Genomic DNA, 4,328 nt, shown 5'->3' with positions numbered 1-4,328 from the left:
CAATTTACACATGGCATCTGACATCAGGTTAGGGTATGCCTCAATCTGACGGCTGCGAACCGCCAGGGACAGGCGCAATGTCAGATTCTGTCGCGGCCTTGGCGCGTGCCTGGAAGCGTTCATAGCAATCCAGCCCGCAGAAATGTTCGACGTATTCCGCGCCTTCCGGGGTGAAGGCGGCATCGAGCGGAATTTCTTTGCAGCATACGCAGCAGGTGGTGCAACTGGCAGTGTTCGGGGCGTTTGCGTTCATGGTGGTACTCCTCCAGATTGGTAGCGAAGCTCAAAGCTGCCCACTCTCGGCTGGCTGGGAAGCGGTCATGATCTTCCCTTGAAGGCCCGCAGCAGCCGCGTCACAGACAGGACAAACAAGCCGGTCAGCGTGAGGGCTGCAATACCCCAGTGCTCCCCGATGAACGCGCCGGCCGTCGTGCCGGCTAGCACAATGGCGAGAATCGGCAAATGGCAGGGACAGGTGAGCACGGCCAGCGCGCCCCACAAGTAGCCGGTGATCGGTTTGTGCGTCTCAGACGGCAAGTGCTCTGGGCTGTTCATGGCAGACTCTCCGCGTGCTGTGCCGGTTCGGTTGGCATGGCGGCCAGTTGCATTTCGAGGCTGGCCAGGGCCTCGCGCCGACGCTCGACGAGTTGCCGCAACACGGCAAGCTGCGCAGACGCACCGTCACCGTCCGCAGCATCCAGCGCCCGGCACAGCCGCGCCAGTGCGTCCAGGCCGATACCCGCTTCGAAGGCAGCCCGTACAAAGCGCAGCCGTTGCAACGCGGTGTCATCGAACAAGCCGTAGCCGCCCGTGGTGTACGCGACCGGCCGTAGCAATCCGCGCAGCAGGTAGTCGCGCACGATATGCACGCTCACCCCGGCATCAAGGGCCAGCCGGGACACTGTGTAGGCGCTCATTGAACACCTCCTTTTCCTCATCCGGCGCAGCACGAAAGCTGCTTCACGTCCTTGCTGAAGGTCTGCGCCGCGAGCTTCAGCCCTTCGACCATGGTCAGGTAGGGGAACAATTGGTCGGCCAGTTCCTGCACGGTCATACGGTTGCGAATGGCGAGCACCGCCGTCTGGATCAGTTCACCCGCTTCCGGGGCCACCGCTTGCACGCCGATGAGCCGTCCGCTACCTTCCTCGATGACCAGCTTGATGAAGCCGCGTGTGTCGAAGTTGGCAAGCGCACGCGGCACGTTATCCAGTGTTAGCAGGCGACTGTCGGTCTCGATCCCGTCGTGATGTGCTTCCGCCTCGCTGTAGCCCACGGTGGCGACCTGCGGGTCGGTGAACACCACGGCCGGCATTGCGGTCAGGTCCAGGGCCGCATCGCCGCCAGTCATGTTGATCGCCGCACGAGTGCCGGCCGCTGCCGCCACATAGACGAACTGCGGCTGGTCGGTGCAGTCGCCGGCCGCGTAGATGTTCGGGCTACTGGTGCGCATGCCCTTGTCGATGACGATGGCCCCCTGCGCATTGACGGCTACCCCCGCCGCTTCCAATGCCAGGCTGCGCGTGTTCGGTGTCCGGCCGGTGGCGACCAGCAGCTTGTCGGCGCGCAATTCACCGTGCGTGGTGGTCAGCACGAATTCACCGTCCATATGGGCGACCTGGCTGGCTTGCGTGTGCTCCAGCACCTCGATGCCCTCGGCACGGAAAGCGGCTGTCACCGCCTCGCCGATGGCCGGGTCTTCACGGAAGAACAAGGTATTGCGCGCCAGGGCCGTGACCTTGCTGCCCAGCCGGGCAAAGGCTTGCGCCAGCTCCAGCGCCACCACCGACGAGCCGATTACGGCAAGGCGTTCGGGAATGGTGTCGCTCGCCAGGGCCTCGGTGGAAGTCCAGTAGGGTGACTCTTTCAAGCCCGGAATCGGCGGGACCGCCGGGCTGGCACCCGTGGCGACCAGGCAGCGGTCGAACATCACGACGCGCTCGCCACCCTCGTTCAAACTAACGATAAGGCTCTGGTCGTCCTTGAAACGCGCTTCACCGTGCAGAACGGTGATGGCTGAATTGCCGTCCAGGATGCCTTCGTACTTGGCATGACGGAGTTCTTCGACACGGGCCTGCTGCTGGGCCAGCAGCCGCTCGCGCAAGATCGTCGGCGGTGTGGGTGGCATGCCGCCGTCGAATGGGCTTTCCCGGCGCAGATGGGCGATGTGGGCGGCGCGGATCATGATCTTGGACGGCACACAACCGACGTTGACGCAGGTGCCGCCGATGGTGCCGCGCTCAATCAGCGTGACCTGCGCGCCTTGCTCGACGGCCTTCAGTGCTGCCGCCATCGCGGCTCCACCGCTACCAATGACGACGACCTGCAACGGGCGTTCGTTGCCACTGGGCTTATCAGCGGCCCCTATCCAGCCGCGCATCTTGTCGAGCAGGCCGGCGCGGTTGTCCGTCGGTGGCGCATCGGCAAGCGTTGCCTCGTAGCCCAGTCCGGCCACGGCGGTAGTCAGCGCATCCGATGACGTGCCCGCCTCAATGGCGAGTTGCGCTGTGCCCTTCGGATAGGACACCAGCGCCGATTGCACGCCGGGCACTTTCTCCAAGGCTTCCTTGACGTGAGCCGCGCACGAGTCGCAGGTCATCCCGGTGATTTTCAGGGTGGTCATGTATTTTTCCTTTTCTGTGGTGGCTACGGCTGTTGCCGTCAGCCACGTTGTTCTGGCAATTCACAGCTGTCCGGCCCGCAGCGGCGATGTGCTGGCGAGATGAAATCCCAGACCGACACCCCAACCATCAAGGCCAGGCCGACATAGAGCAGTCCACCGCTCTGCCAGCCGTAAGCCCGCATTAAAAACACCGCTGCCAGCACCAAGATCGGGCCTATCGTGCCGAGCGCCGTGCGTCGCCACTGTCGATGATTGAGCCAAGCGATAGCATTGGCGAGTAACGCGATGCCGGCGAACATCGGCAGCAGGATGCCAATGAATAGCCCCTCGTACTGGCTCAAGAAGCCCAGTCCGATGGCCGCGCCAAAGCTGGCGATGGCAGGAAAACAGGCGGCGCAGCCCATCGCGGAAACGACGCTGCCGAGCGCGCCGGTTTTGCCAGCGATGCGCGTGATGAGTCCCATGTGTCGCTCCCGAGTTCGGTTAACGGATCAGCGTTTGAGGCTGGACGGATAGCCCGCGTCCTCGGTCGCCTTGGTCAACTTCTGGACGTTGGTCTTGGCATCGTCGAAGGTGACGACGGCCTGGCGCTTGTCGAAACTTACGTCGGTCTTGCTCACGCCCTCAACCTTGGAAAGCGCGTGCTTGACAGTGATCGGGCAAGAGGCGCAGGTCATGCCAGGCACGGACAGCGTGACGGTCTGGGTGGCGGCCCACACGGGGGCAACAACGGCAGCGAGGGCGAGGGCGGCAAACAGTTTTTTCATGATGAACTCCTGTGATTAATAGAAAAATGGCATGACGTAGGGAAATCCGAGCGAGACCAGGACCAGCGCGGCCACGATCCAGAAAATGAGCTTGTAAGTAGCTCGCACTTGGGGAATCGCGCAGACCTCACCCGGTTTGCAGGCTTGCGCCGGGCGGTAGATGCGCCGCCAGGCGAAAAACAGCGCGACCAGCGCTGCGCCGATGAAGATCGGGCGATAGGGTTCCAGCACCGTCAGGTTGCCGATCCATGCCCCGCTGAACCCCAAGGCGATCAAAACCAGCGGCCCCAGGCAGCAGGCCGACGCAAGAATGGCGGCCAGCCCACCGGCGAAGAGCGCGCCGCGCCCGTTTTGTGGTTCAGACTTTTGTGGTTCAGACATACGCTTGTCCTTTCAAATTTGGTTTGGATAGCTTAAGCTTACTTCCGTAGTTATGTACGGAGTCAAGCGATATGCAAATTAATTTTGAGAATCTGACCATTGGCGTTTTTGCCAAGGCGGCCGGGGTCAATGTGGAGACCATCCGGTTCTACCAGCGCAAGGGCCTGCTGCCGGAGCCAGACAAGCCCTATGGCAGCATTCGCCGCTATGGCGAGGCGGATGTAACACGAGTGCGGTTCGTGAAATCGGCCCAGCGGCTGGGCTTTAGCCTGGACGAAATCGCCGAGCTACTGCGGCTGGAGGATGGCACCCATTGCGAGGAAGCCAGTGGCCTGGCCGAGCACAAGCTCAAGGATGTGCGCGAGAAGATGGCCGACTTGGCACGCATGGAGGCCGTGCTGTCTGAACTGGTGTGCGCCTGCCATGCGCGGAAAGGGAACGTTTCCTGCCCGCTGATTGCGTCACTGCAAGACGGAACGAAGCTCGCTGCATCGGCGCGGGGGAGTCACGGGGTGACTACGCCTTAGCGTGCTTTATTTTCCGAATTCTGAGACGACCCC

Annotated in this window: 8 protein-coding genes; 1 reads left to right on the top strand and 7 read right to left on the bottom strand. The window is 62.5% G+C overall.

Features of this window, described 5'->3' with window-relative positions:
* Window positions 1-40: 40 nt before the first annotated feature.
* From SJ312_RS22880 to merT, 7 genes are all read right to left on the bottom strand, one after another.
* Window positions 41-253 carry a DUF3330 domain-containing protein gene (locus SJ312_RS22880; protein ID WP_000993245.1) on the bottom strand — a complete coding sequence of 71 codons (213 nt, stop codon included), beginning with the start codon at window positions 251-253 and terminating at the stop codon, window positions 41-43.
* A 65-nt stretch (window positions 254-318) separates the two neighbouring features.
* Window positions 319-555, bottom strand: a complete 237-nt coding sequence (merE, locus tag SJ312_RS22875) for a broad-spectrum mercury transporter MerE (protein ID WP_001087807.1) — start codon at window positions 553-555, stop codon at window positions 319-321.
* Entirely contained in the window at window positions 552-917 is a 366-nt protein-coding gene (gene merD, locus SJ312_RS22870; RefSeq protein WP_001277466.1) for a mercury resistance co-regulator MerD, read from the bottom strand. The genes merE and merD overlap by 4 nt, the downstream gene beginning before the upstream one ends.
* A gap of 17 nt (window positions 918-934) precedes the next feature.
* Window positions 935-2,620: a mercury(II) reductase gene (gene merA / locus SJ312_RS22865; protein WP_000209296.1), complete on the bottom strand. Its 1,686-nt coding sequence runs from the start codon at window positions 2,618-2,620 to the stop codon at window positions 935-937.
* A gap of 38 nt (window positions 2,621-2,658) precedes the next feature.
* Window positions 2,659-3,084, bottom strand: a complete 426-nt coding sequence (gene merC / locus SJ312_RS22860) for an organomercurial transporter MerC (RefSeq protein WP_000522996.1) — start codon at window positions 3,082-3,084, stop codon at window positions 2,659-2,661.
* A gap of 27 nt (window positions 3,085-3,111) precedes the next feature.
* Window positions 3,112-3,387 (bottom strand): mercury resistance system periplasmic binding protein MerP, encoded by a 276-nt coding sequence (gene merP, locus SJ312_RS22855; RefSeq protein ID WP_000732275.1) that lies wholly within the window; start codon window positions 3,385-3,387, stop codon window positions 3,112-3,114.
* A gap of 15 nt (window positions 3,388-3,402) precedes the next feature.
* Window positions 3,403-3,768: a mercuric ion transporter MerT gene (merT, locus tag SJ312_RS22850; RefSeq protein WP_001294656.1), complete on the bottom strand. Its 366-nt coding sequence runs from the start codon at window positions 3,766-3,768 to the stop codon at window positions 3,403-3,405.
* Between the two features lie 71 nt (window positions 3,769-3,839).
* Between merT and merR the strand changes: the two genes are divergently transcribed.
* On the top strand, window positions 3,840-4,295 hold the full coding sequence (merR, locus tag SJ312_RS22845) for an Hg(II)-responsive transcriptional regulator (RefSeq protein WP_001166628.1): 456 nt from the start codon (window positions 3,840-3,842) through the stop codon (window positions 4,293-4,295).
* Window positions 4,296-4,328: the final 33 nt, after the last annotated feature.

Origin of the sequence: Providencia sp. CIM-Carb-044 (assembly GCF_033901115.1) — a bacterium.
Classification (GTDB): Bacteria; Pseudomonadota; Gammaproteobacteria; order Enterobacterales; family Enterobacteriaceae; genus Providencia; species Providencia hangzhouensis.
This window is presented reverse-complemented; position numbering and strand designations above follow the sequence as displayed.